This is a genomic window from Bacillus sp. Bos-x628, assembly GCF_040500475.1.
Lineage (GTDB): Bacteria > Bacillota > Bacilli > Bacillales > Bacillaceae > Bacillus > Bacillus maqinnsis.
This window is the reverse complement of record NZ_CP159358.1, coordinates 851,384-875,665: the sequence shown is the minus strand read 5'-3', so window position 1 is coordinate 875,665 and position 24,282 is coordinate 851,384. Positions and strand designations below refer to the sequence as shown.

At 41.8% G+C, this 24,282-nt stretch carries 25 protein-coding genes; 23 read left to right on the top strand and 2 right to left on the bottom strand.

Features of this window, described 5'->3' with window-relative positions; all coding sequences use genetic code 11:
- The first annotated feature begins 26 nt into the window (after positions 1–26).
- The 5 genes from sat (at position 27) to ABVJ71_RS04550 (ending at position 3,907) form a co-directional block, all read left to right on the top strand.
- Positions 27–1,163, top strand: coding sequence for a sulfate adenylyltransferase (sat, locus tag ABVJ71_RS04570; protein WP_353855813.1), 1,137 nt, complete (start codon positions 27–29; stop codon positions 1,161–1,163).
- Positions 1,164–1,176: 13 nt separating this feature from the next.
- Positions 1,177–1,770, top strand: coding sequence for an adenylyl-sulfate kinase (gene cysC, locus ABVJ71_RS04565; RefSeq protein WP_353855812.1), 594 nt, complete (start codon positions 1,177–1,179; stop codon positions 1,768–1,770).
- A gap of 28 nt (positions 1,771–1,798) precedes the next feature.
- Positions 1,799–2,554 (top strand): uroporphyrinogen-III C-methyltransferase, encoded by a 756-nt coding sequence (gene cobA / locus ABVJ71_RS04560; RefSeq protein WP_353855811.1) that lies wholly within the window; start codon positions 1,799–1,801, stop codon positions 2,552–2,554.
- Positions 2,555–2,628: 74 nt separating this feature from the next.
- Complete coding sequence (locus ABVJ71_RS04555) at positions 2,629–3,414, top strand: sirohydrochlorin chelatase (RefSeq protein ID WP_353855810.1); 786 nt, start codon at positions 2,629–2,631, stop codon at positions 3,412–3,414.
- Positions 3,395–3,907 carry a bifunctional precorrin-2 dehydrogenase/sirohydrochlorin ferrochelatase gene (locus ABVJ71_RS04550; protein WP_353855809.1) on the top strand — a complete coding sequence of 171 codons (513 nt, stop codon included), beginning with the start codon at positions 3,395–3,397 and terminating at the stop codon, positions 3,905–3,907. The genes ABVJ71_RS04555 and ABVJ71_RS04550 overlap by 20 nt, the downstream gene beginning before the upstream one ends.
- Before the next feature lie 28 nt (positions 3,908–3,935).
- Here ABVJ71_RS04550 and ABVJ71_RS04545 read toward each other — a convergent pair whose 3' ends face one another.
- Positions 3,936–5,645, bottom strand: coding sequence for an NFACT RNA binding domain-containing protein (locus ABVJ71_RS04545; protein WP_353855808.1), 1,710 nt, complete (start codon positions 5,643–5,645; stop codon positions 3,936–3,938).
- A 165-nt stretch (positions 5,646–5,810) separates the two neighbouring features.
- Between ABVJ71_RS04545 and ABVJ71_RS04540 the strand changes: the two genes are divergently transcribed.
- From ABVJ71_RS04540 to spoVM, 17 genes are all read left to right on the top strand, one after another.
- Complete coding sequence (locus ABVJ71_RS04540) at positions 5,811–8,486, top strand: calcium-translocating P-type ATPase, SERCA-type (protein ID WP_353855807.1); 2,676 nt, start codon at positions 5,811–5,813, stop codon at positions 8,484–8,486.
- An 82-nt stretch (positions 8,487–8,568) separates the two neighbouring features.
- Positions 8,569–9,444: a YicC/YloC family endoribonuclease gene (locus ABVJ71_RS04535; protein WP_353855806.1), complete on the top strand. Its 876-nt coding sequence runs from the start codon at positions 8,569–8,571 to the stop codon at positions 9,442–9,444.
- 76 nt (positions 9,445–9,520) lie between these two features.
- Positions 9,521–9,790 (top strand): extracellular matrix/biofilm regulator RemA, encoded by a 270-nt coding sequence (gene remA, locus ABVJ71_RS04530; RefSeq protein ID WP_008344898.1) that lies wholly within the window; start codon positions 9,521–9,523, stop codon positions 9,788–9,790.
- Positions 9,791–9,799: 9 nt separating this feature from the next.
- Positions 9,800–10,414 carry a guanylate kinase gene (gmk, locus tag ABVJ71_RS04525; protein ID WP_353855805.1) on the top strand — a complete coding sequence of 205 codons (615 nt, stop codon included), beginning with the start codon at positions 9,800–9,802 and terminating at the stop codon, positions 10,412–10,414.
- Between the two features lie 3 nt (positions 10,415–10,417).
- The gene (rpoZ, locus tag ABVJ71_RS04520) at positions 10,418–10,621 is read left to right on the top strand and encodes a DNA-directed RNA polymerase subunit omega (RefSeq protein WP_353855804.1); all 204 of its coding nucleotides are present in this window, start codon (positions 10,418–10,420) and stop codon (positions 10,619–10,621) included.
- Positions 10,622–10,741: 120 nt separating this feature from the next.
- On the top strand, positions 10,742–11,959 hold the full coding sequence (gene coaBC, locus ABVJ71_RS04515; protein ID WP_353855803.1) for a bifunctional phosphopantothenoylcysteine decarboxylase/phosphopantothenate--cysteine ligase CoaBC: 1,218 nt from the start codon (positions 10,742–10,744) through the stop codon (positions 11,957–11,959).
- Complete coding sequence (priA, locus tag ABVJ71_RS04510) at positions 11,956–14,367, top strand: primosomal protein N' (protein ID WP_353855802.1); 2,412 nt, start codon at positions 11,956–11,958, stop codon at positions 14,365–14,367. The genes coaBC and priA overlap by 4 nt, the downstream gene beginning before the upstream one ends.
- A 15-nt stretch (positions 14,368–14,382) precedes the next feature.
- On the top strand, positions 14,383–14,865 hold the full coding sequence (def, locus tag ABVJ71_RS04505; RefSeq protein ID WP_353855801.1) for a peptide deformylase: 483 nt from the start codon (positions 14,383–14,385) through the stop codon (positions 14,863–14,865).
- 5 nt (positions 14,866–14,870) lie between these two features.
- Positions 14,871–15,824 carry a methionyl-tRNA formyltransferase gene (fmt, locus tag ABVJ71_RS04500; RefSeq protein ID WP_353855800.1) on the top strand — a complete coding sequence of 318 codons (954 nt, stop codon included), beginning with the start codon at positions 14,871–14,873 and terminating at the stop codon, positions 15,822–15,824.
- Positions 15,811–17,154 carry a 16S rRNA (cytosine(967)-C(5))-methyltransferase RsmB gene (gene rsmB, locus ABVJ71_RS04495; RefSeq protein ID WP_353855799.1) on the top strand — a complete coding sequence of 448 codons (1,344 nt, stop codon included), beginning with the start codon at positions 15,811–15,813 and terminating at the stop codon, positions 17,152–17,154. The genes fmt and rsmB overlap by 14 nt, the downstream gene beginning before the upstream one ends.
- Before the next feature lie 3 nt (positions 17,155–17,157).
- Positions 17,158–18,246, top strand: coding sequence for a 23S rRNA (adenine(2503)-C(2))-methyltransferase RlmN (gene rlmN, locus ABVJ71_RS04490; RefSeq protein WP_353855798.1), 1,089 nt, complete (start codon positions 17,158–17,160; stop codon positions 18,244–18,246).
- Between the two features lie 3 nt (positions 18,247–18,249).
- A complete protein-coding gene (locus ABVJ71_RS04485) occupies positions 18,250–19,020 on the top strand; it encodes a Stp1/IreP family PP2C-type Ser/Thr phosphatase (RefSeq protein WP_353855797.1) in 771 nt (256 codons plus the stop codon).
- The gene (gene pknB, locus ABVJ71_RS04480) at positions 19,014–20,969 is read left to right on the top strand and encodes a Stk1 family PASTA domain-containing Ser/Thr kinase (protein WP_353855796.1); all 1,956 of its coding nucleotides are present in this window, start codon (positions 19,014–19,016) and stop codon (positions 20,967–20,969) included. Before ABVJ71_RS04485 ends, pknB begins: the two co-directional genes overlap by 7 nt.
- A 12-nt stretch (positions 20,970–20,981) precedes the next feature.
- Entirely contained in the window at positions 20,982–21,878 is an 897-nt protein-coding gene (gene rsgA / locus ABVJ71_RS04475; protein ID WP_353855795.1) for a ribosome small subunit-dependent GTPase A, read from the top strand.
- A 3-nt stretch (positions 21,879–21,881) separates the two neighbouring features.
- Positions 21,882–22,532, top strand: a complete 651-nt coding sequence (gene rpe / locus ABVJ71_RS04470) for a ribulose-phosphate 3-epimerase (protein WP_353855794.1) — start codon at positions 21,882–21,884, stop codon at positions 22,530–22,532.
- 60 nt (positions 22,533–22,592) lie between these two features.
- Positions 22,593–23,237, top strand: a complete 645-nt coding sequence (locus tag ABVJ71_RS04465) for a thiamine diphosphokinase (protein ID WP_353855793.1) — start codon at positions 22,593–22,595, stop codon at positions 23,235–23,237.
- Positions 23,238–23,308: 71 nt separating this feature from the next.
- A complete protein-coding gene (gene spoVM / locus ABVJ71_RS04460) occupies positions 23,309–23,389 on the top strand; it encodes a stage V sporulation protein SpoVM (RefSeq protein ID WP_008354550.1) in 81 nt (26 codons plus the stop codon).
- Positions 23,390–23,459: 70 nt separating this feature from the next.
- On the opposite strand, the gene rpmB is transcribed toward spoVM, so the two are convergent.
- On the bottom strand, positions 23,460–23,648 hold the full coding sequence (rpmB, locus tag ABVJ71_RS04455; protein ID WP_003212514.1) for a 50S ribosomal protein L28: 189 nt from the start codon (positions 23,646–23,648) through the stop codon (positions 23,460–23,462).
- A gap of 271 nt (positions 23,649–23,919) precedes the next feature.
- Here rpmB and ABVJ71_RS04450 point away from each other — a divergent pair, with 271 nt between their 5' ends.
- Complete coding sequence (locus ABVJ71_RS04450; protein ID WP_353855792.1) at positions 23,920–24,282, top strand: Asp23/Gls24 family envelope stress response protein; 363 nt, start codon at positions 23,920–23,922, stop codon at positions 24,280–24,282.

The window sequence follows — 24,282 nt, the reverse complement described above, 5'->3', positions numbered from 1 at the left end:
TTGAACATTGAGAGGAAGATGAACAAATGAGTTTAACACCACATGGTGGCGTATTAATTAATCGAGTAAATGAAGAATATGATTTAAGCACAGCAGAGAAGGAAATCGAACTGGATACGATCTCTTTTGCAGACCTTGAACTGATTGCAATCGGCGGGTATAGTCCAATTGAAGGCTTTTTAACAAAAGCCGATTATGAAGCCGTTGTGAGCGACATGAGACTAGCAAGTGGTGTTGTTTGGTCTCTTCCTATTACTCTTCCAGTCACAAAGGAAAAGGCAGCAGAAATTCGTAAAGGAGATATCGTCCGTTTATCTTACAATGGAACAGTTTACGGGATAATTGAGGTGGAAGATCAATACACGCCAGATAAGGAAAAAGAAGCTGTGAATGTGTATAAAACAAATGATCGGAATCATCCAGGGGTGAAAAAATTATTTGAGCGCGGTGACACATATATTGGTGGTAAAATTACACTGACCAAGCGTAGCGAAAAGCCATTCCCTCAATTCACCTATGAACCAGAAGAGACAAGAAGACATTTTAAAGAAAACGGTTGGAAAACGATTGTCGGTTTCCAAACGAGAAATCCAGTACATCGTGCCCATGAATATATTCAAAAAACAGCACTTGAGACAGTAGATGGTTTATTTTTAAATCCGCTGGTTGGTGAAACAAAAGCCGATGATATCCCAGCAGATGTGAGAATGAAAAGCTATCAAGTATTATTGAATGGTTATTATCCAAAAGATCGCGTCTTTTTAGGTGTATTTCCAGCTGCAATGCGTTATGCTGGACCAAAGGAAGCGATATTTCATGCACTTGTTCGAAAAAATTATGGCTGCACACACTTTATTGTCGGAAGAGATCATGCGGGTGTTGGTGATTATTACGGCACATACGAAGCGCAGGAATTATTTGATCAATTTACGAGTGAAGAGATTGGCATCACGCCTTTAAAATTTGAACATAGTTTCTACTGCAATACATGTGAAGCCATGGCGACACCAAAAACGTGTCCTCATGATAAAAGCGAGCATGTCATTCTTTCGGGTACAAAGGTAAGAACAATGCTAAGAAACGGTGAATTACCGCCGAGCACGTTCAGCCGAAAAGAAGTCATTGAAACATTAATTGACGGATTAAAAACAACTGTATCCTAAAGGAGGTAGAGACATGAGTAACGAGCATATCGTGTGGCACGATGCGTCTATTACAAAAGAAGAATATCAACAGAAAAACAATCATAAAAGCGTGATTGTCTGGCTTACTGGTCTAAGTGGTTCTGGGAAATCGACGATTGCAAACCTAGCGGCAAGAGAGCTGTTTGAACAGGGGTATCAAGTCACTGTTCTTGATGGTGATAATGTACGCCACGGACTTAATAAAGACTTAGGGTTTTCAGATGATGACCGGAAAGAGAACATTCGCCGCATCGGGGAAGTGGCGAAACTTTTTGTCGAGCAAGGTACGATTGTCATCACTGCCTTTATTTCACCTTTTCAAGAAGATCGCCAAATTGTAAGGCAGCTTGTTGAAGAAGGTGAATTTCATGAAGTGTATGTTAAATGTGATCTCAATGTTTGTGAAGAGCGTGATCCGAAGGGATTATATCAAAAAGCACGAAGAGGAGAAATTCCATTTTTCACAGGAATTGATTCTCCATACGAAGAACCGGCTGCACCTGAGCTAGTTTTGAATACAGACGAATTCACACGTGAAGAATCAAAACAGTTGCTTGTTGACTATGTAAAGGGAAAAACGAAATAATCGTTTGATGGCAGGGAGAGAACATGCGATGGGGAAAGTATACATTGTTGGTGCCGGACCGGGGGACCCAGAGTTAATTACATTGAAGGCCCATAAGGCGATACAAGAGGCAGATGTCATTTTATATGATCGTCTTGTCAATGAAGACATTCTCGCCCATGCCAAACATGACGCAGAATTGATCTATTGCGGAAAGCTCCCAAATCATCATACGATGAGACAGGAAGCCATTAATGATGCGCTTGTTGCCCATGCAAAGGAGGGGAAAGTTGTCGTTCGTCTGAAAGGCGGCGACCCCTTTGTATTTGGACGGGGTGGTGAAGAAATAGAGTGCTTAGCTGAACACCGTATACCATATGAGGTAGTGCCTGGCATTACATCAGGTATTGCAGCGGCTGCTTATGCGGGTATACCTGTCACGCACCGTGAGTATAGTTCGAATGTCGCCTTTGTCACGGGACATTATCAGAAGGATGAGCATTTTGAAGAGAAATGGGAGGCGCTAGCCACTGGCATTGATACCCTTGTCATTTACATGGGGGTCAAAAATGTCGACAAAGTGCAGCGGCTTCTTTTGAAAAATGGACGAGATCCCGAAACACCGGCTGCTTTTATTCACTGGGGAACAACGACTCGTCAGGAGACCACTTGCTGTACAGTAGCGTCTCTATCTGAAACAGTTGAAAAAGAAGGGATCGAGCACCCTAGCTTGATTGTTGTAGGAGATGTGGTTCATTTTCATCAAAAGCTAAACTGGTTTGAGCCGAAACTCATTAAGAAATGATATCGAATGGGAAAGACACGTACATCTATCGTGTCTTTTCGTCTGATCACAACGAGGTGGCAAGGAGGAGTCAAATGAAACAAGCTGTACTATATGTTGGGCATGGAAGCAGGGTAAAAGAAGCACAGGATAAAGCCATTTCCTTTATGAAAAGCTGTATGCCTCTTGTTGAAGCAGATATACAAGAAATTTGTTTTTTGGAGCTGACGAAGCCTTCCATTGAAGAAGGGTTTGAAGCATGTGTGAAAAAAGGAGCAACACACATTGCAATTGTCCCGCTCCTCCTGTTAACCGCCATGCATGCCAAATCAGATATACCGATCGAAATTGAAAAAGGAAAGCAGCGATTTCCGCATGTGCAAGTAACATACGGAAAACCGATCGGTGTGAACCAAGACGTCACAAAAGCAGTTGTGGCGAGAATAGAGGAAGCGGGTTACCAAGGTGAGAGGGCGCAAATCCTCCTAATTGGTCGCGGGAGCTCTGATCCTGATGTGAGACGGGATGTATGCGGGATTGCAGACGACGTTCGAAACATGCTTCCACATGCGGAAGTTTTCCCATGTTTCATTACGGCATGTGAGCCAAATTATCGAGATGTGTTGGCGCAGTTAACCGCTGATCATGATACGCCTGTGTATATCGTTCCTTATCTTCTGTTTACGGGGATTTTAATGAAAGAGATTGAAAGAGAGGCGAGCAATGTCAGAAAACGCCTGCAAAATGTCCATGTGTGTAGATATATTGGATTCCACCCGCATGTCAAGGCTGCGTATATTGAGCGCATCAAAGAAACGATATTAAACAAAGAAGATGCTTTTCGTTTTCAAGGAGATAGACATGCTTCCAATCCATCTTGATTTATCGAACAAAAAAGTGCTGATTATCGGGGGCGGAACGATTGCATCAAGGAGAGTAAATGCCATATGCGCTGAGCCTTGCGATATCACCGTGATCAGTCCTGAAATTTGTGCTGAAATGGCGCATTTAATTGATACGTATAAGCTTCATTGGAAAAAAAAGAAGGTTGACGTTGAAGACTTGAAAGATGCTTTTTTCATTGTAGCCGCAACAAACGATCATGCGGTCAACGAATGGATTGCGAAAACATCGCTTCCTCATCAACTTGTCAATTGCGTGAGCCAGTCAGAGCTAGGGTCTGTGATCATGCCAAAGGTAATCAAAGCAGGGAAAGTGACGATTTCAGTATCTACGAGCGGTGCAAGTCCAGCCCGGACAAAACAGCTAGCTGCAACGATTGAAGCCATGCTTGAAAACGAAGATATAGAAGCGCTTGACGTACTTTATATGGAGAGAAAAGAACGAATAACAAAACAAAGAAAAAACCGATAAAATCTAATCCCGATTTTATCGGTTTATTTTATTTTCGCAGCTTTAACACGACATCTTCATCCGGCGTGACAAACAGTGTTTGCTGGTGGTCATATGTGACAAAGCCTGGTTTTGCTCCGTTTGGTTTTTTGACATGCCGAATTTTCGTATAATCGACGGGTACTGAGCTTGACTCTTTTGCCTTTGAAAAATAGGCTGCAATTTGTGCAGCTTCTAGCAAAGTCTGTTCATCAGGTGCTTGATGACGTATGACGACATGCGATCCTGGGATATCTTTTGTGTGTAGCCAAATGTCATCACGGGCAGCGACCTTTGTGGTTAAATACTCATTTTGTTTGTTGTTTTTTCCGACCAAAATGAGAATGCCATGAGAAGATTCATATGTTTCAAGCTGAATGGACGTCTGCTTTTTCTTTTTTGTGTGACGCTTTTGCTTTGCGCGTAAATATCTCCCTTCAATAAGCTCTTCTCTTATTTCCTCTAAATCTTTTGGAGAGGCAGAGGATAGTTGCTGAATGAGTTGTTCAAAATAAACAATTTCTTGCTTTGTTCGTTCAATTTGTTCTTGTACAGCCTCAACGGCGTTTTTGGCCTTTTGATATTTTGTAAAATACGCCTGAGCATTTTCAGAAGGAGTTTTGCTTGTTTTCAGCGGAATGGTCATCTCTTTACTTTCTTCATCATAATAATTGATCACGGTCGCTTCTTTATCGCCTTTTTGTATGGCATATAAATTGGCAGTTAACAATTCACCATAGAGCTGGTACTTGTGCGCATTTTGAGATTCTTCAAGGGTTTTTATCAGCTTTTTCAGTTTGTTTTCATTCTTTTTCTTTTCATTTACTACAAACCGTTCAAGGTCAGCTGCTTGTTGTTTCACCCTGTCTCTTTCAGCTTTTCCAAAATAAAAGCGGTCCAGCAGTTGACTTAGAGAATCAAATGTCTTGATTTCACCGTTTACATGCTGGAGTTCCAATAAGTAAAAATACTCCTTGCTATCTTTCCTTGTGAGCTGTGGTGTAAAGGAAAGCGTCCGAATGAGTTGAAACATCTCAAGCAGTGTGGTTGGAATCGTTTCTTGGTTTGCAAGACCGGCTCTATGGACGACTTCTTTTGCAAAGAGCGGGGAAACACCAGAGAAGGTATCTACAATTTGAGTGGTGATTTTCCCTTCTTGAAAGCGTAAATGTTTTAAGATATCTTCCTTCGTCACATCAAAAGGGTTTAATTTTTTCTGTGCAGGTGGCAAAAGGTATTCGTGACCTGGAAGCACGGTTCGATAGCTGTTAACAGAAGGAGACAGATGTTTGAGTCCGTCAATGATTTGCTTTGTCTCATCATCGACAAGAATGAGGTTGCTGTGCCGCCCCATGATTTCAATATAGAGTTTCCGCGTCTGTTCATCACCGATTTCATTCCGGCTTCTCACATGCAAAACAATGATTCGATCTAACCCAATCTGCTCAAAACGTTCAATGAATCCACCTTCAAGATGCTTTCGTAAAAGCATACAAAACATCGGGGGCTCACTTGGATTTTCATAATGGTGCTCGGTCAGTTGCACTCTTGCATAGCTTGGGTGAGCAGATAAGAGCAGCTTGTGATTCCGTCCGTTTGCTCGGATATGGAAGATCAGCTCATGTTTATATGGCTGATGTATCTTTGAAATTCTTCCACCTGTTAACGCCTTTTGTAATTCTTTTGTCATACCGTATGTAAAAATGCCGTCAAATGACATGTTTGATACACCCTCTTTTTTCACACAAATCTACTGAAAGAACCTTACGTTTTCTCGTTCTTTAGGCAGTCTTATTATTATAGCATGATTTGGGACGAGTCTGAATAAACTGGCTTATAGAACACTGCATATGAGAGAGAACAAAAGAGGAGTGGACGAGGTCAAATGAATTGGCATGAACTGAACCAAACCGATTTATTAAAAACAATGAATACATCGATAGGTGACGGACTGTCAGAAGAAGATGTACAAAAGCGGCTTGAAAAGCATGGGCTGAATGAATTGCAGGAAGGGAAAAAGGCATCTGCTTTTGTTCTCTTTTTAGCGCAATTTAAAGACTTTATGGTATTGATCTTGCTAGCGGCAACGGTCATTTCTGCTTTTTTAGGTGAATATATTGATGCTGTGGCCATTGTAGCCATTGTCCTTATTAACGGTGTACTAGGTTTCTATCAAGAACGACGGGCAGAAAAATCCCTTCAAGCGTTAAAGGAGCTATCAACCCCACATGTGTATGCAAGAAGAAACAAAGAGTGGGTAAAAATTCCATCTAAACAACTAGTGCCAGGAGATATTGTCAAGTTTAGTAGCGGAGACCGGATTGGGGCGGATTTGAGGTTACTAGAAACAAAGAGTCTTGAAATTGAAGAGTCGGCACTTACGGGTGAATCCATTCCTGCGGTCAAACATGCAAGTCCACTTTCACGAGATCATGTCTCACTTGGAGATTTGACCAACATGGCTTTTATGGGGACGCTTGTCACAAGAGGTAGCGGTGTCGGGGTTGTCATCGGTACAGGGATGAATACGGCCATGGGACAAATTGCCGGCATGCTAGATGCCGCTGGCAATATGGAAACCCCTTTACAAAGACGCCTCGAACAGCTTGGGAAAATCCTTATTGTCGCTGCCTTATGTTTAACCATACTCGTTGTTGTTCTTGGTGTGGTTCAAGGACATGACCTATATCACATGTTCTTAGCAGGTGTTTCTCTCGCTGTTGCTGCGATACCAGAAGGACTGCCAGCCATTGTGACAGTTGCACTCTCCTTAGGTGTCCAGCGGATGATTAAACAAAAATCAATTGTGAGAAAGCTGCCGGCAGTGGAAACACTAGGCTGTGCATCGATCATTTGCTCAGATAAAACTGGAACAATGACGCAAAATAAAATGACTGTGACGCACATTTGGGCTGAGGGGAAAACTTGGCATATCTCGGGCACAGGCTATGAACCAGCTGGAGATTTCACATTAAACGGTGAGCTTGTTCATGTTGACAAACACCCAAGCCTGCAAAAAGTATTATTATACGGGGCGCTTTGTAATACATCAACTATCATTGAAAAGGATGGAGAGTTGAAGCTCGATGGAGATCCAACAGAAGCGGCGCTTTTAACAGCTGCCCGTAAAGCAGGCTTTACAGAGCAATTCATTGAAGCGGGATTTCGCATAGTAGAAGAGTTTCCCTTTGACTCTGAGAGAAAAATGATGTCGGTCGTCGTTGAAACCAATCAGAAGGAGCGGTACGTCATAGCTAAAGGGGCGCCAGATGTCTTGATGAATCGCTCCAGTCATATCATGCACGGCGGCCGAACGGTTTCTTTTTCTAAAACACATAGACAAGAAACGGAAGCCGCAATTCAAGGTTTAGCAAAGCAAGCACTCAGAACAATTGCCATTGCATATAAGAAGGTTGGTCTCACAGAAAAAATATCATCTCTTCAACAGGCAGAAAGCGATTTAACGTTTATTGGTCTAGAAGGCATGATCGATCCTCCTCGTCCTGAAGTGAGGAGAGCGATCAAAGAGTGCCGGGATGCAGGCATTAAAACGGTCATGATTACTGGAGATCACATTGAAACAGCGAAAGCCATTGCGAAGGATTTAAGACTTTTGCCGAAACAAGGAAAGGTACTAGACGGGAAAGCATTAGATCAGTTAAGTGACAAAGAGCTTGAGCAGATGGCAGATGATGTGTATGTCTTTGCAAGGGTATCTCCTGAGCATAAGCTAAGAATTGTCAAAGCCTATCAGAAAAATGGACATATCGTGGCAATGACGGGCGATGGTGTCAATGACGCGCCTGCTATTAAACAGGCAGATATCGGAATATCAATGGGCATGACCGGAACAGATGTTGCCAAAGAAGCGTCCTCCCTCATTTTACTTGATGACAACTTTGCCACGATTAAATCAGCTATAAAAGAGGGGCGGAACATTTATGAAAACATTCGTAAATTTGTCCGCTACTTACTTGCCTCAAATGTCGGAGAAATTTTGGTCATGCTGTTTGCGATGCTTCTTGCATTGCCGCTTCCGCTTGTGCCGATTCAAATATTATGGGTAAACCTTGTCACAGATGGTCTGCCGGCTATGGCTCTTGGGATGGATCAGCCGGAAGGTGACGTGATGAAGAGAAAACCTCGCAATATGAAGGAGGGGATCTTTGCTAGAGGACTTGGCTGGAAGGTGGTATCAAGGGGATTTTTGATCGGTCTTGCAACGCTCTTAGCGTTTATGTTTGTTTATCACCGTGACCCTAATGATCTGCAATATGCACAGACAGTGGCATTTAGTACGCTCGTTCTAGCGCAGCTCATTCATGTGTTTGACTGCCGCAGTGAGCGGTCTATTTTTGAACGGAATCCATTTGGAAATATGTATTTAATTGGAGCTGTGTTGTCATCCCTACTTCTAATGTTTGTTGTAATTTATTATCCGCCGCTTCAGCCAATTTTCAAAACAGTTGCGATTGTACCAATTGATTGGCTGCTCATCGTCGGAATGTCCGCACTGCCAACTTTTTTACTGGCAGGATCACTTTTGACAAGAAAAAAATAATTCGTTATGGTATAATTTTGAGGTAATAGTGTCTGCTATTACCTTTTTCATTTATTAATATGAAAGAATTGGGTGTTTTGACATGATACGCAGTATGACGGGATTCGGTCAAGCGAGTAGAACGGATGGAGATATGACAGTGTCAGTTGAGTTAAAATCGGTCAATCACCGTTTTAAAGAGGTTCATGCCCGTTTGCCGAGACCGCTTCTATATTTCGAAGATACGTTAAAGAAAATCATTCTTCGTCACGTGCAGCGTGGTAGAATTGAGCTGTTTGTGACGATTGAAGGCGGTAAACTAGCAAGCCGGTCTCTCCAAATTGACTGGTCGCTGCTTGATGAATACATGAAAGCCGCAAAAGACCTCGAGAATCGCTATCACATTTCAGGCATCCAGCATGCAAATGACCTGCTTCAACTCGAACAAGCCGTTCAGGTAGAAGAATCAGCCAGCCGCAATAAGCAACTTGAAGACTTATTAAAAGAGGTTTGTGAGGAAGCTGTTTTAGAGCTATGTCTAATGAGAGATAAAGAGGGAAAAACGTTACAAAAAGACTGTGAACTCAGGTTGTCTGAGCTCGAAGCCTTTACCGAGGAAATTGAAGTTTTTGCACCTGATGTCGTAAATCAGTATAAAGAGCGGCTTAGCCAAAGAATGAAAGAATGGACACAAGACGCAATTGATGAGAGTCGCCTTGTAACAGAGGTTGCTATTTTTGCGGACAGATGTGACATCACAGAAGAAATCACAAGATTAAGAAGTCATTTTCAGCAATTTCAGCAAATCCTCACGCAAGGAGGCGCTGCTGGGCGAAAACTGGACTTTCTTGTGCAGGAGCTGAATCGAGAAGTCAACACGATAGGTTCAAAAGCAAACCATCATCATCTGACAAAGCTGGTGGTCGAAATGAAAAGCGCTATTGAAAAAATAAAAGAACAAGTGCAAAATATAGAATAGTCATTGTGTATGCTGTTTACAGTGCGTCTCTTTCGGCGAGACTAGAGACGTTTATATTACAGGGGGACGAAAGAAGATGACCATTAAATTGATCAATATCGGATTTGGAAACATCATTTCAGCGAATCGGATGATTTCAATCGTCAGTCCGGAATCAGCACCGATTAAACGAATGATACAAGACGCAAGAGATCGAGGCATGCTCATAGATGCTACTTACGGAAGAAGAACCCGTGCTGTTGTCATTATGGACAGTGACCATGTCATCTTATCTGCCGTTCAGCCTGAGACTGTCGCGCAAAGACTTTCTGTAAAAGAAGAAATCATAGATGAAGGGCAGGGGTAATACGCCATTATGAAAGAAAGAGGACTTTTAATCGTTCTCTCTGGACCTTCGGGAGTTGGAAAAGGAACGGTCAGACAAGCCATTTTCTCCCAGGAAGATACGAAATTTGCATATTCTATTTCTGTAACCACTCGTAAGCCGAGGGAAGGTGAAAGAAATGGTGTTGATTATTTCTTTAAAACCAGGGAAGAATTTGAAGATATGATTCAAAACAAAAAGCTTTTAGAATGGGCGGAATATGTCGGGAATTATTACGGCACTCCGATTGACTATGTTGAGCAGACACTTCGTGAGGGAAAAGATGTTTTCCTAGAAATCGAAGTGCAAGGTGCGCTTCAAGTAAGAGAAGCATTCCCAGAAGGTCTTTTTATCTTCCTTGCGCCGCCTAGTCTTTCAGAACTTCAAAACCGTATTATCATGCGCGGAACAGAATCTGAAGAACTTATTCAAAATCGTATGGCTGCCGCCAAAGAAGAGATTGAAATGATGGATGCTTACGATTATGTCGTGGAAAATGATGATGTCGAGCTTGCTTGTGAAAGAATTAAAGCGATTGTACTTGCGGAGCATTTGCGTAAAGACAGAGTCGCACCGAGATATAAAAAAATGCTGGGGGTAGAATAAACCATGTTAGATCCTTCAATTGACTCATTAATGAACAAAATCGATTCAAAATATACGCTTGTGACGGTGTCTGCACGCCGTGCACGGGAAATGCAAATCCATCAAGATCAGCAGATTGAAAACACAAAGTCTTACAAATATGTAGGAAAAGCACTTGAAGAAATCGATGCTGGTCTTTTGACATTTGAAAAAGAAGATGAAGAATAGTCTCATCGATTCTGCATGGCAGAAATTGATACGTTCAAAAAGTCAAAACTATGATTGGTTTTGACTTTTTTGAATTGTAGACGAATTTGTCAAAAAGGCCTGTTTAAGGGGGACAAACAAATGTTACAGTCAAAAAATATTTTGCTCGGCGTCAGCGGAGGAATCGCCGTATATAAAGCAGCAGCACTCACTAGTAAACTCGTGCAGGCAGGGGCTAATGTAAGAGTGATCATGACAGAATCTGCCCGCGAGTTTGTTTCTCCGCTCACCTTTCAAGCCCTTTCTCGCCATGAGGTATATGTGGATACTTTTAAAGAAAATAATCCAAAAGTCATTGCACATATTGATGTGGCCGATTGGGCTGACCTAATTCTCGTGGCGCCTGCGACAGCACATACGATTGGTAAAATGGCCGCAGGGCTGGCAGATGATATGCTGACAACGACATTGCTTGCTTCAACAGCACCTGTTTGGATAGCACCTGCAATGAATGTTCACATGTACGATCATCCAGCCGTAAAGCGTAACATTGCTACATTATATGAAGATGGATATCGGTTTATTGAGCCAAGTGAAGGTTATTTAGCCTGTGGTTACATTGGAAAAGGAAGATTAGAGGAGCCTGAAAAAATTGTGGAACATGTGCGTGCGTTTTTTGAAGAGCCGAAAGATTTGCCGCTTTCAGGTAGAAAGGTTGTTGTGACAGCAGGACCGACAAGAGAAGTGATTGATCCTGTACGTTTCTTTACAAATCGCTCTTCTGGGAAAATGGGCTATGCGATTGCAGAAGCTGCCCAGCAAATGGGGGCAGAGGTGACGCTCATTTCAGGACCTGTCTCATTGACTGCTCCTGATCATGTGAAAGTCGTGCAAGTTGAATCTGCAGAGGAGATGTATCAGGCTGTTTTAAATGTCTATGGACAAGCCGACCTTGTGATTAAATCAGCGGCGGTTGCAGATTACACCCCTGTGAAAACATATCCTCACAAAATGAAAAAGCAAGATGGAACATTGGACATTGAATTTACCCGGACAAAGGATATTTTAAAAGAGTTAGGCAAAAGAAAAGAACATCAGGTGCTTGTCGGTTTTGCAGCTGAAACGCAGGATGTGGAGTATTACGCCAAAAAGAAAATTGAATCCAAGCATTTAGATATGATTGTGGCCAACAATGTCACAGCAGAAGGTGCAGGCTTTGGAACCGACACAAATGTGGTAGCAATGATCAAAGCAGATGGCACAAAAACAGAGCTACCGAAGATGAGCAAAAAAGACCTCGCTTTTGAAATTTTAAAGGAGGCAAATGAATTATTGCCTCAAGAGAGTGAGCGAACATGATTTTTGCCGAAGTCATTGTGGATGTCACAACCAAAGCGATTGATCGTCCATTTGACTATCGCGTGCCAGATCGTTTTAAAGGGATGATTAAAGCGGGCATGAGAGTGGTTGTTCCCTTTGGTCCTAGAAAGATTCAGGGGTTTGTGACAAGAGTAAAGGATGTATCAGATGTAAAGACAGGAAACATCAAGGACATTGTGGATTTATTTGATTTATCCCCTGTTTTGACAGATGAGCTATTGGAGCTTTCCCACTGGCTGACGGAAAAAACATTGTCTTATCATATCACAGCCCTCCAATCGATGTTACCCGCAGCAATGAAGGCGAAATATGAAAAAGAAATTCAGGTGCTATCGGATGAAGAACTTCCGCAGTCATTGAAAGAGCTTTTCGGTCAGCAGCAAAGTATCCTTTATTCTGACATACCACCTGAAGAATTAAAACTGATTCAAAAACATGTTCAAAAAGGCCATCTAGAAGTGAGATACCATGTGTCTCAGAGAACCGGTAAGAAAAAGGTTCGAACACTGCAGATCGCAGTACCTAGGAAAAGACTCGAAGAAAAGCAGCAAGAACTAAAGAAAAATGCTGTGAAGAAAAAAGCGCTGCTTTCCTTTTTAATTCGAGCCAGTGAGACAACTTTTTTGGCAAAAGACTTAAAAGAGCAGACTGGTGCAAGCTCCCAAACGCTTAGAACTTTCGTTCAAGAAGGCTTGTTAATAGAAAGCTATGAAGAAGTCTATCGAGACCCTTATGCACATGATGAGTTTCAACAGTCTGCCCCACTCGATCTCACCACTGAACAAGCAGAAGCTGCTAAACACATTCATCAAGCAGTCAACGACCATCAGCATGAAACCTTTCTGCTGCATGGGGTGACAGGGAGCGGTAAAACGGAAATTTATTTGCAGACAATTGATCATGTGCTAAAAAAGGGAAAAGAAGCCATCGTGTTAGTTCCCGAAATTTCTTTAACCCCTCAAATGGTGAAACGATTTAAAGAACGATTCGGTTCACATGTTGCGGTTCTCCACAGCGGTCTTTCCACAGGAGAGAAATATGATGAGTGGCGTAAAATTCATCGCAAGGAAGTCAAGCTTGTTGTTGGTGCAAGGTCTGCTGTGTTTGCCCCTTTTGACAATCTAGGAATGATTATTATTGATGAGGAGCATGAATCTTCCTATAAACAAGAAGAAATGCCTCGATATCATGCTAGGGATGTTGCGATAGAACGAGCAAGACGGCACCAATGTCCAGTTGTATTAGGAAGTGCTACACCTTCACTGGAGTCATATGCTCGTGCGAAAAAAGGTGTGTACACATTGCTCACGCTAAAGCAACGCGTGAACCAGCAGCAACTCCCGCACGTTTCCTTAATTGATATGAGAGAAGAACTAAGAAACGGAAACCGATCAATGTTCTCGGAAAAACTGATGAAACGATTAAAAGAAGTCCTTGAAAAGAAAGAACAAGCGGTACTGTTTCTCAATAAAAGGGGGTATTCTTCTTTTGTCATGTGCCGGGATTGCGGATATGTCGAGCAATGTCCTCATTGTGAGATATCTTTGACCTATCATCGCTACCAAAAACGACTGAAGTGTCATTATTGTGGTCATGAAGCCCCAGTACCTGCTGAATGTCCAGAATGTCAAAGTGAACATATTCGCTACTTTGGCACAGGAACGCAGCGAGTAGAAGAAGAGCTAACGAAGGTATTGCCCGAGGCAAGGATCATCCGTATGGATGTGGATACGACCTCTCGAAAAGGTGCGCATGAAAAGTTTCTGACGGCATTCGGAAACAAAGAAGCCGACATCTTGCTCGGGACGCAAATGATCGCAAAAGGTCTGGATTTCCCAGATGTCACCCTCGTCGGTGTACTAAGTGCTGATACGTCCCTTCATATCCCAGATTTTCGTTCAAGTGAAAAAACGTTTCAGCTCTTAACACAAGTCAGCGGCAGGGCCGGGCGTCATGAAAAAACAGGTTCAGTCATTATTCAATCTTACACTCCATCACACTATAGCATTGAATTAACAAAGCAGCATGACTATGAAGCCTTTTACGAGCAGGAGATGATGCATCGGCGTCTTCAGTCCTATCCGCCATTTTATTTCTTGGCGATGGTGACAGTTTCTCATGTAGAAGTGACGAAGGCAGCACATGTAACAGATAAAATTGTACAATTCCTTAAAATGAACTGTGCGCCGAATACAAGAATACTTGGTCCAGTTGCATCCCCTATTGCTAAGATCAAAGATAGATATCGATATCAATGCGTGATAAAATACAAAAGGGAAAATGAACTGGCAAGCTTACTAAGGAAAATACAAGATCATTATCAAAAAGAAATGGAACAAAAACAACTGATCATTTCAATTGATATGAATCCATATATGATGATGTAAAACGGAGGGCTTTAAGTGGCAGTAAAACCAATAGTCATACATCCGGCAGAGGTGCTTGAAACAAAGACAAAGGCAGTAGATTGTTTCGATAAAAAGCTAACAAAACTGCTTGATGATATGTATGATACAATGCTTGAGCTTGATGGAGTCGGACTAGCTGCTCCGCAAATTGGTATTTCAAAAAGAGTCGCAGTTGTAGATACCGGAGAAGAATCTGGCAGAATCGATTTAGTGAATCCCGAGATTCTTGAAGTGAAAGGAAGCCAAACAGATATTGAAGGCTGCCTAAGCTTTCCAGCTTTATACGGGACTGTCGAAAGGCCAAATTATGTCAAGGTGAAAGCCTTTGATAAGAAAGGCAAACCATTTACAATAGAAGCAGAGGGCTTTTTAGCAAGAGCTTTATTGCACGAGATAGATCACTTAGATGGCGTATTGTTCATATCAAAAATCATTCAATATTATACAGAAAAAGAACTTGCGGAAATGGAAGGGTGATAAAAATGGCACGTATTGTATTTATGGGAACCCCTGATTTCTCAGTACCAATACTCCAAACACTAATTTCAGAAGAGTATGAAGTCGTAGGGGTCGTCACACAACCTGACCGTCCAAAAGGCAGAAAAAGAGTGCTGACGCCGCCTCCTGTGAAAGTTGAGGCGCTGAAACATGGCATTCCTGTTTTGCAGCCTGAAAAGGTCCGTCTTGATGAAGAAATTGATAAAGTGCTCGCTTTAAAGCCAGATTTAATTGTAACAGCCGCATTTGGACAAATATTGCCAAAGAGATTGCTGGATGAACCTGAATTTGGTTGTATCAATGTGCATGCTTCACTTCTCCCAGAGTTAAGAGGCGGTGCACCGATCCACTATGCGATCCTGCAAGGCAAAAAGAAAACAGGCGTAACGATTATGTATATGGTAGAAAAGCTGGATGCAGGTGACATGATTAGTAAAGTAGAAGTAGAAATTGATGAATTAGACAACGTTGGCTCATTGCACGATAAATTAAGTGTTGCAGGAGCGAAATTATTAAAGGATACAATTCCAAATGTTCTGCGCCGCTCCATCTCTCCAATTCCGCAAAACGAAGAAGCCGCAACATATGCTCCAAACATTAAAAGGGAGCAAGAAAGATTAGACTGGATGAAAACCGGAGAAGAATTATACAACCAAGTTCGCGGCTTAAATCCATGGCCAGTTGCCTATACTGAATGGAATGGAGTCATTTTAAAAGTATGGGAAGCAAAAAAAGTACCCCTTAAAGCGCAAGAAGAACCTGGGAAAGTGATTGAGCTTAAGCAAGAAGGGCCAGTCATTGGCACAGGGAATAAACAAGGCCTTTTATTAACAAGTGTTCAGCCAGCTGGAAAGAAACGAATGAGTGGTGAAGACTTTTTAAGAGGGGCGAATATCGAAATTGGACAGAAATTAGGGCGAATGAATGAAGAAAAGTAATGTGAGAGAAGTAGCGCTTGACGCTTTAATCAAACTTGAACAACATCAGGCATATAGTCATTTGCTTCTGCAGTCAGTGTTGAAAGATAAAGAACTGTCCGATCAGGACAAACCGCTGTTAACTGAACTCGTGTACGGCACACTGCAAAATAAGCTGGCACTTGATTATATGCTAGCGCCATTTGTGAAAAAACCACAAAAGGTTGCCCCATGGGTCATGCAGTTATTACGTATGTCTCTATATCAAATGGTATACCTTGAAAAAATTCCAGATCGTGCAGCCATCCATGAAGCAGTCGAACTGACAAAAAAACGCGGACATACAGGCATTTCTTCTCTTGTAAATGGTGTTCTTCGTTCTGTGCAACGAGAGGGAGTTCCAACCTTTGATGCAATCAAAGATCCAGTTGAACGTCTTTCTATCGAGACAAGCCATCCATTATGGCTAGTAAAGCAGTGGGTTCACACTTATGGATTTGAAGCGGCAGAAAGCATGTGCCGCATTCATTTAGTGCCGCCAAAACAAACATTGCGTGTCAACCGAATGAAATCTGATCGAGTCACTTTACAAAATAAACTGATGTCATCCGGCATTGAAACAGAACTTGGAGACCTATCTGATGATGCTTTAAAGCTCATGAAAGGTTCAATTGTATCGACTTCTTATTTTCAAGAAGGGTATGTGACCATTCAAGATGAAAGCTCTATGCTTGTAGCAAGAGCTTTGGACCCTAAGCCTGGTGAAATGGTACTGGATGCCTGTGCTGCCCCTGGCGGTAAATCAACGCATATTGCAGAGCGAATGAACGATAAGGGGAAAATCATTTCACTTGATTTACATGAGCACAAAGTGAAACTGATCAAACAAGCAACTAAGCGGTTGAATCTGACTCATATTGAAGCAAAGGCACTTGATGCAAGAAAAGCAAAAGAACACTATAGCGAAGCCTCATTTGATCGTATTCTCATTGATGCACCGTGTTCAGGATTTGGTGTCATTAGAAGAAAACCAGATATGAAATATACAAAGTCTCCCGAGGATTCAGCTCGGCTCGCTCATATTCAGAAAGCGATTTTAAATGAAGCAGCCCCGCTTCTGAAACCAGGCGGGACCCTTGTATATAGTACATGTACAATGGATCCAACAGAAAATCAACAAGTGATTCATGCTTTTTTACAAGAACATCAAGACTTCCAACCCGATCTATCTCTTAATGAACGGCTGCCTGAGCAGGTTGCTCCGTTTGTTCAAAAAGGAAGTGTTCAAATCCTTCCTCACTATTTCGGAACAGATGGTTTCTTTATTTGCAGCATGAAAAAGAAGGGATAAAAAATGACAGAACAAAAACAAAAGGTAAGAAAAGAACTCAAAACGGAAATGCCGTCGATTTACTCATTTGAGCTTGACGAAATGAAAGCATGGTTAAAAGATCAAGGCGAAAAACCTTTCCGCGCAGCGCAAATTTTCGAATGGCTTTATGAAAAACGTGTCACATCCTTTGACCAAATGTCTAACCTATCAAAAGATTTAAGGAAAAAGTTAAAGGAACAGTTTGCGATCACAACTCTTAAAACAGTGATCAAACAAACATCTCAAGATGGAACGATTAAGTTTTTATTTGAATTACACGACGGTTATACGATTGAAACAGTGCTCATGCGCCATGATTATGGCAACTCTGTTTGTGTCACGACACAAGTTGGATGCAGAATTGGCTGTACATTTTGTGCATCTACACTTGGCGGCTTGAAACGAAACCTTGAAGCAGGCGAAATTGTAGCGCAAGTATTAAAAGTGCAGCAGGCACTTGATGAAACAGACGAAAGAGTCAGTTCGGTTGTCATCATGGGTATTGGTGAGCCATTTGATAACTTTGACGAAATGCTTGCTTTCCTTAAGATTATCAACCATGACAACGGCTTAAATATCGGTGCACGTCATATTACTGTGTCAACAAGCGGCATCATACCGAAAATCTATCAATTCGCTGATGAGCAAATGCAAATCAACTTTGCGGTTTCATTGCATGCACCAAATACTGAAATCAGAAGCCGTCTAATGCCAATCAACAAAGCGTATCAACTGCCAAAGCTAATGGAAGCCATTAAATATTACATTCAAAAAACAGGCAGACGCGTCAGCTTTGAATACGGACTATTTGGCGGAGTAAATGACCAAGTACACCATGCTGAAGAGCTGGCTGAATTATTAAAAGGAATCAAATGCCACGTGAACCTGATTCCGGTGAACTATGTCCCTGAAAGGGATTATGTCAGAACACCAAGAGAACAAATCTTCCTATTTGAAAAAAAGTTGAAAGAACGAGGCATTAACGTAACGATTAGACGAGAGCAAGGCCATGACATTGATGCTGCTTGCGGTCAGCTAAGAGCGAAGGAGCGTCAGGAAGAGACGAGGTGACGAATGTTGATTAGGGCAGCTTTTCAAACCGATACAGGAAAAGTCCGTCAGCATAATGAAGATGATGCAGGTATTTTTGAAGCAAAAGAAGACACCGTTCTGGCTGTTGTTGCAGATGGAATGGGAGGACATCTTGCCGGTGATGTAGCCAGCAAGATGGCAGTTTCTTCTTTAAAGGAATACTGGGAAGAAACGTCTTCAATTCCAAGTAAACCAGCTGATCAAGAAAGCTGGTTAATCTCTAAAATTAGTGAAATCAATGATCAAGTATATGAACATGCGAGAGCCAATGACGGGTGCCAAGGAATGGGGACGACCATTGTCTGTGCGCTCGTTCATTTGCAAACGGTCACAATTGCTCATATTGGTGACAGCCGCTGTTATTTACTAAGAAAGGGCACGCTTACCCAATTAACAGACGATCATTCACTTGTCAACGAGCTTGTGAAAACTGGTGAGATCTCGAAAGCAGATGCTGAATATCATCCAAGAAAAAATGTACTGACAAAAGCATTAGGTACAGATAAATACGTTCAAATTGATGCGCGTACCTTTGAAGTCGATCCTGGAGATCAAATTTTACTTTGCTCTGATGGGTTGTCTAATAAAGTAGAAGAAGAGAATATCATTCATATTTTAACGCAAACGATCGCACCTGATGAAAAAGTAACGGAGTTAATTCAAACAGCGAATGACAACGGCGGTGAAGATAACATTACAGCAGTACTGTTAGAAATCTCCCCCCAAACAGAAGAGGGTGACAGCAAGTGTTGATCGGAAAAAGGATCAGCGGCCGTTATCAGATTCTTCGCGTCATAGGCGGAGGCGGTATGGCAAACGTTTATTTGGCGGAGGATATGATCTTAGATCGTGAAGTAGCAATTAAAATTTTGCGGTTTGACTTTGCAAGTGATGACGATTTTATTAGGCGATTTAGGCGAGAAGCACAATCAGCGGCAAGCTTAGATCATCCGAATATTGTCAGTATCTATGATGTAGGAGAAGAAGATGATATTTATTATATTGTCATGGAATATGTCGAGGGGATGACGCTGAAGGAATACATACACGCCAATGGTCCGCTTCATCCAAAAGAAGCCGTTCGCATCATGGAACAAGTGGTGGCGGCCATGGAAGAAGCCCACGCAAAACAGCTCGTCCATCGAGACATAAAGCCTCACAATATATTAATAGACAATATGGGGAACATCAAAGTCACTGATTTTGGGATTGCCATAGCACTTAGCTCAGCCACTATCACTCATACAAACTCTGTACTAGGATCTGTGCACTATTTATCTCCAGAACAAGCGCGCGGAGGTCTTGCAACGAAAAAATCGGATATCTATTCACTTGGCATTGTACTATATGAGCTCATCTCAGGACGAATGCCATTTGAAGGTGAATCAGCCGTCAGTGTAGCACTAAAGCATTTGCAGTCAGAACCGCCATCTGTGAGAAGATGGAATCCATCCGTTCCGCAAAGCGTGGAGAACATCATCTTAAAGGCAATGGCCAAAAATCCATTTTATCGATACGAAGATGCATCTGAAATGCAAAAAGATTTAAAAACGGCCTTCGATCCTGCAAGACTCAAAGAAAAGCGATTTACCATTGAAGAAGATCATGAAGCGACGAAAGCCATCCCAATTATGAAAGATCATCCAGTAAGCACAGACAATGAAAGAACGGCCGTACATCCAGCTCAAAAGCCAAAGGAAAAGAACGAGCAAAAACCGAAAAAGAAACGAAAAAAATGGCCTTGGGTTATAGCTTCTATTTTATTTATCCTGACTGCTGCGACTGTATTAGCCATTACAGTGTTTCCAGGTTTACTTTTTCCAAAAGATGTCGAAGTCGTTGATGTGTCTGGAATGACAGTAGAAAAAGCAGAGGACGCCTTGAAAAATGCAGGGTTTACTGTCTCTTCTGATCCAATTGATATTGCGGATAATAAAATTGAAAAAGGGCTTGTCGTCAAAACTGATCCAAAAATCGGCACGAAGGTAAAAGAGGGAACAGAAATTCAACTATACCAAAGTTCAGGCAAAGAAAAGACCGAATTACCTGATGTGACAGGAGAAAAGGTCGATAAAGCAAAAGAATTATTAGAGAAAAAAGGGTTTAAACAAGTCGTGGTGGAGGAAGTGAATGATAATGACACCGAATCAGGGGTGGTCATGGATCAAAAACCTTCAGCAAGTACAGAGCTTGTCGCCGCAGATGAACAAGTGACTTTGACAGTTAGCATAGGTCCAGCTGATATTACTTTACGGGATTTAACGACGTACAGTAAACAGGCAGCTTCTAATTATTTAGAGGATAACGGACTAAAGCTAGATGAAAAAGAAGCGTATTCTAACGATGTTCCAAAAGGAGAGGTCATGAAGCAGGAACCAGAGGCTGGAACCGCTGTGAAACCTGGTGATACGGTGAAGATAACATTCTCCCTTGGACCAAAAGAAAAACCAGTCAAAACGGTTACCGAAAAAATCTCAATTCCATATGAACCAGAAACGAAAGGTCAAGAGATGAATGTCCAAATCTCGATTGACGATGCAGAACACAGCATTTCTGATGTATATGAGACTTTTAAAATCACTGCACCAACTGAAAGAACCATTAAGTTTAAGATTGAGCCAGGTCAAAAAGGATACTATCAGGTGACGGTTGATGATAAAGTCGTGAGCTCCAAAACGATTAAATACCCTGATGATGAATAAAGGAGGGACTTTATGCCTGAGGGCAAAATTATTAAAGCGTTAAGCGGGTTTTATTATGTGCTAGATGAATCTGAGAAAAGTGGTAAAGTAATTCAGTGCAGAGCAAGAGGCATATTTCGAAAAAATAAAGTGACACCTCTTGTCGGAGACTATGTGGTCTATCAAGCAGATAATGATAAAGAAGGCTACTTATTAGAGGTGAAAGAGCGTACAAACGAACTTGTTCGTCCTCCGATCAGTAATGTCGATCAAGCGGTGCTGGTCTTCTCAGCAACAGAACCAGCCTTTAGCCCATCACTTTTAGACAGATTTCTTGTGCTCGTAGAAGCAAATGATATTAAACCCATCATTTGTATAACGAAAATCGATTTATTAAAAACAGATAATGAGCGCGAAACGATTCAAGCATTTGCTGAAGACTATCGTCAAATTGGTTATGATGTTCACTTAACATCTACAATTGAACGTGACGGACTTGAAAAACTAAAACCACATTTTCACCAAAAAATTACTGTGTTTGCAGGTCAGTCAGGAGTAGGGAAGTCCTCGCTTTTAAATGCAATTAGTCCTGATTTGGCACTGAAGACAAATGATATTTCATCCCACCTTGGCAGAGGGAAACATACGACAAGACATGTTGAACTCATTCATACAGCCGAAGGACTCATTGCAGATACCCCTGGCTTTAGCTCACTAGAATTCACCGGCATTGAAGCTGAAGACTTAGGGCTGTATTTCTTAGAAATAAGAGAGCGGAGTGCAGATTGTAAGTTTAGAGGTTGTTTGCATGTGAAAGAGCCTGCCTGTGCGGTAAAAGATGCGGTGGAGAATAAGCAAATCAGAGAGTATCGTTATCAGCATTATTTAGAGTTTTTAACCGAAATCAAAGAAAGAAAGCCGAGGTACTAAATCATGGTTTATATTGCACCTTCCATTTTATCAGCGGATTTCGCATGCTTGGAGAAAGACATTCGTGATGTGGATCAAGGCGGAGCCGACTATATCCATATTGATGTCATGGACGGCCAGTTTGTTCCGAATATCACGTTTGGACCTAATGTAGTGGAGGCGATTAGACCTCATACAACTCTTCCGCTTGATGTTCATTTAATGATTGAGCAGCCAGACCGTTACATCCCTGCATTTGCAAAAGCAGGAGCTGACATTATTTCTGTACATGTTGAAGCGTGTCCGCATTTGCACCGCACCATTCAGCATATAAAAGAACAAGGAGCGAAAGCGGGCGTTGTATTGAATCCGCACACACCCGTTTCTCAAATTGAGCATGTGCTGGAGGATATAGACCTTGTATTATTCATGACGGTGAATCCTGGCTTTGGTGGACAGGCGTTTATTCCATCTGTGTTAACGAAGGTAAAAGAAGTAAAGACGCTTAGCGAACAAAAGGGCTTGACTGATTTATTCATTGAAGTAGACGGCGGTGTCAATGTAGAAACAGCAAAGAGCTGTAAAGAAGCAGGCGCCAATTTACTTGTGGCCGGTTCGGCTGTATACGGAAAAGACAATCGCGCACAAGCCATTCAGGCGATTCGAGAAGCGTAAAGACAGAAGAACCAAAGCACTCATCTTTGGTTCTTTTTTAGATGGAAAGGAGCGTAAATCATGCACATACATATCGTAGCTGGCGGTCCTTTTGAATACATTCCGCCCCTTGAAAATAAAGCGTCAAATGATGACATATGCTGGGTCGGCGTTGATCGCGGGACAATCTTCTTACTGGAGCATGGCATTGTTCCTGACAGGGCTTTCGGTGATTTTGATAGTGTGACAGAGAAGGAGTTGCGTGAACTGAAAGAACAACTGCCTGCCCTCAATTTATTTCAGGCGGAAAAAGATGAAACTGACCTAGAACTTGCGCTTAAATGGGCCTTTCGCCAGCGCCCTGCACATATTCAAATATATGGCATTACAGGCGGAAGGGCTGATCATTTTCTAGGAAATATCCACCTCCTTTATCAAGGCATTCAGCAAAAGCAGAAAATCACACTCGTAGACAGACAAAATACCATTCAAATGTACGGACCGGGTACATATGAAGTAGGGCAGGACCCAGACAAACAGTATGTGTCATTTCTCCCATTTGGTACACATGTCGAAAAGCTTACATTAAAAGGTTTTAAATATCCTCTTAAAAATTGTCATATTGAGCCTGGTTCCACACTATGTATTAGTAACGAACTCATCCACTCAAATGGTACTTTTTCTTTTGATGAAGGCATATTAATAATGATAAGAAGCAAAGATTGACCAACCTATCAATGTGGATGGCTGATTATGCTCAATTGTGCTGCAAGCGGTACTTTTAGGAGGGGGACAAAATGAAATTTTATACAATCAAACTGCCTAGATTTCTTGGCGGCATTGTCCGTGCGATGCTTGGTTCATTTAAGAAAGATTAATGAGTAATCTCCTTTATTTCCACATAAAAACGCCTGCTACAATAAAAGTGTAGCAGGCGTTTACTCTTGCTTATACACGCTCAACTTTACCAGATTTCAAAGCTCGAGCTGATACATATACTCTTTTAGGCTTACCGTCCACTAGAATACGAACTTTTTGAAGGTTCGCGCCCCATGTACGTTTTGTAGAATTCATTGCATGAGAACGGTTGTTCCCGGCTTTTGTTTTTCTGCCTGTAATTACGCATTTACGTGCCATTTGTTTCCCTCCTAACTGCGAAAACATCATCATATTATTCCTATACGTACTTAGAGATGCCTCAAGATACTTTAATAATTTACCACAGGTTCAAAGGGTTTGCAAGAATTGTTTCAACCTCTTTCAAGAAAATTACCTTGACAACTTGATAAAAAATCAAGGCTATAGTATAAGTAGGATTGGGTCGGATTGAATGACTTCTTTTAAAAAGAAGGGTCTTATAGTAAAATAGTGATAACTCAGGGCAATTTCTCAAAAAGGGGGAACCGATGTGTCCATTGAACTTAGAACGAAATACGGACAAATTGATATATCAAATGAAGTTATTGCAATGGTGGCAGGAGGCGCTGCAATTGATTGCTATGGTATTGTCGGCATGGCGTCCAAAAATCAAATCAAGGACGGCTTGACGGATATTCTCCGCAAAGAGAACTTCAGCCGGGGTGTTGTTGTGCGTCAAAAAGAAGACCGCATTCATATTGATATGTACACCATTGTCAGCTACGGTACAAAAATATCAGAAGTCGCACATAACGTTCAAACGAAAGTCAAATATACGATTCAACATACGATTGGACTTTCTGTTGACTCAGTCAACATATATGTACAAGGAGTAAAAGTGACGAATCCGTAG

Bases quoted from the DNA above. Each gene is read 5' to 3' on its own strand.
- ABVJ71_RS04540 (WP_353855807.1), top strand. From the start codon at position 5,811: ATGAATTGGCATGAACTGAACCAAACCGATTTATTAAAAACAATGAAT.
- spoVM (WP_008354550.1), top strand. From the start codon at position 23,309: ATGAAATTTTATACAATCAAACTGCCTAGATTTCTTGGCGGCATTGTC.
- ABVJ71_RS04555 (WP_353855810.1), top strand. From the start codon at position 2,629: ATGAAACAAGCTGTACTATATGTTGGGCATGGAAGCAGGGTAAAAGAA.
- rpe (WP_353855794.1), top strand. From the start codon at position 21,882: ATGGTTTATATTGCACCTTCCATTTTATCAGCGGATTTCGCATGCTTG.
- coaBC (WP_353855803.1), top strand. From the start codon at position 10,742: ATGTTACAGTCAAAAAATATTTTGCTCGGCGTCAGCGGAGGAATCGCC.
- rpoZ (WP_353855804.1), top strand. From the start codon at position 10,418: ATGTTAGATCCTTCAATTGACTCATTAATGAACAAAATCGATTCAAAA.
- fmt (WP_353855800.1), top strand. From the start codon at position 14,871: ATGGCACGTATTGTATTTATGGGAACCCCTGATTTCTCAGTACCAATA.
- remA (WP_008344898.1), top strand. From the start codon at position 9,521: ATGACCATTAAATTGATCAATATCGGATTTGGAAACATCATTTCAGCG.
- ABVJ71_RS04545 (WP_353855808.1), bottom strand. From the start codon at position 5,645: ATGTCATTTGACGGCATTTTTACATACGGTATGACAAAAGAATTACAA.
- gmk (WP_353855805.1), top strand. From the start codon at position 9,800: ATGAAAGAAAGAGGACTTTTAATCGTTCTCTCTGGACCTTCGGGAGTT.
- ABVJ71_RS04535 (WP_353855806.1), top strand. From the start codon at position 8,569: ATGATACGCAGTATGACGGGATTCGGTCAAGCGAGTAGAACGGATGGA.
- ABVJ71_RS04465 (WP_353855793.1), top strand. From the start codon at position 22,593: ATGCACATACATATCGTAGCTGGCGGTCCTTTTGAATACATTCCGCCC.
- cobA (WP_353855811.1), top strand. From the start codon at position 1,799: ATGGGGAAAGTATACATTGTTGGTGCCGGACCGGGGGACCCAGAGTTA.
- sat (WP_353855813.1), top strand. From the start codon at position 27: ATGAGTTTAACACCACATGGTGGCGTATTAATTAATCGAGTAAATGAA.
- rsmB (WP_353855799.1), top strand. From the start codon at position 15,811: ATGAAGAAAAGTAATGTGAGAGAAGTAGCGCTTGACGCTTTAATCAAA.
- rpmB (WP_003212514.1), bottom strand. From the start codon at position 23,648: ATGGCACGTAAATGCGTAATTACAGGCAGAAAAACAAAAGCCGGGAAC.
- rlmN (WP_353855798.1), top strand. From the start codon at position 17,158: ATGACAGAACAAAAACAAAAGGTAAGAAAAGAACTCAAAACGGAAATG.
- ABVJ71_RS04550 (WP_353855809.1), top strand. From the start codon at position 3,395: ATGCTTCCAATCCATCTTGATTTATCGAACAAAAAAGTGCTGATTATC.
- rsgA (WP_353855795.1), top strand. From the start codon at position 20,982: ATGCCTGAGGGCAAAATTATTAAAGCGTTAAGCGGGTTTTATTATGTG.
- priA (WP_353855802.1), top strand. From the start codon at position 11,956: ATGATTTTTGCCGAAGTCATTGTGGATGTCACAACCAAAGCGATTGAT.
- ABVJ71_RS04485 (WP_353855797.1), top strand. From the start codon at position 18,250: ATGTTGATTAGGGCAGCTTTTCAAACCGATACAGGAAAAGTCCGTCAG.
- cysC (WP_353855812.1), top strand. From the start codon at position 1,177: ATGAGTAACGAGCATATCGTGTGGCACGATGCGTCTATTACAAAAGAA.